Genomic DNA, 1,183 nt, shown 5'->3' with positions numbered 1-1,183 from the left:
GCGCTGAAAAAGTGCCCCTATGGCTTTCGTCAAGCGGTAGCGATCTTGGGCGGTTCGTAGAAGGTGCCGTCCCGGAGCATGGCGAAGAGGACATCGATCCGGCGGCGGGCGAGGCAGACGATCGCGGCGACGTGGTGTTTCCCTTCGCGGCGTTTCTTGTCGTAGTAGGCGCGTGAGTCTGGCTGTGACAGTGAGGCGAACGCGGCGAGGTAGAAGGCTCGGTCGGGTAGCCGGGTCGCGTTGCCGCGACCCGGCCCCCTCAGAACCGGGCATGCCCGCTTTCCAGGCACCTCGGCTCAAGCAAGCCCGTTGGCTTCACAGGTCTGCCGTGGCTGTCCGTTTGCCGTCTCCTGCATGGTGCTGGCGATGACATTCGGAGTGGATGAGACGGAGATTGGTTCGCGCATCGCTTCCGCCGTCGCGCCGGTAAGTGAAGTGGTGCTTATGCAGCCGCTTCCTCATCGCATCGAACCATTCGATCCACTCTCGTGGACTGTCAGGCTCGTACTCAGCGCCGACGATGAGCGCCTGCCCGCAAAGAGGGCAGAGCCCTCGTTGACGGACCGCCAGGGCAAGACTCGTCTTGCCCATCGGCGGTGGCGTTCGAGTTCGACGTCGGTTGCTCCAGTAGCTCTGGAGTGCGGGGTCATCTGGTGACGCCGAACCCTTCACCATCTGGTGCCTGTTGATGCTCGTCCAGGCGAACTTGGGGAGATGGGCCCCATTACTTCGGTTCCCGAAAACCCACCTGTCGTTCCTGGATTTGTTGAACCTGTCGAAGTATCGGTCTACTACCCAATGCCTCGACTTCTTGGGGTGGGTGTGCTTGGCCCACTTGTAGCTGAGCGTCCACACGTGTCTGTCCAGGGAGGCAAACACCTTGCTGGACACCACCGTCCGGTAGTAGGCGGACCAGCCCCTGACAATCGGGACCAGCTTGCGCAGCACTGCTTCGACGTTTGCCCCTCTGAGGGCACGCATCTCCGTGCTGAGCCGTTCCCGGATCTTCCGTAGAGCCTCCTTGCTGGGCTTGATGATCAGTTTCTCGCCGAAACGTCGAACGTTGAACCCTAGGAAGTCGAACCCCTGTGACAGGTGAACGACCCTGGTCTTCTCTTCGTTGAAGCGAAGACCTCTAGGGTCCAGCCATGCGACAAGGCGTTCTTTGACATCGTTCGCTTCC

General features: G+C 60.9%; 1 protein-coding gene and 1 pseudogene. Both read right to left on the bottom strand.

What is annotated here, in order from left to right; translation table 11 throughout:
• Positions 1–29: 29 nt before the first annotated feature.
• Positions 30–221, bottom strand: a pseudogene (locus ACFYXH_RS42480) (IS110 family transposase); the annotation flags it as partial.
• A gap of 94 nt (positions 222–315) precedes the next feature.
• Positions 316–1,183, bottom strand: an 868-nt coding sequence (locus ACFYXH_RS42475; RefSeq protein WP_389575185.1) for a group II intron reverse transcriptase, incomplete at its 5' end; no start/stop codon positions are given.

The sequence above is a fragment of the Streptomyces sp. NPDC002730 genome, from assembly GCF_042888805.1.
Lineage (GTDB): Bacteria > Actinomycetota > Actinomycetes > Streptomycetales > Streptomycetaceae > Streptomyces.
This window is presented reverse-complemented; position numbering and strand designations above follow the sequence as displayed.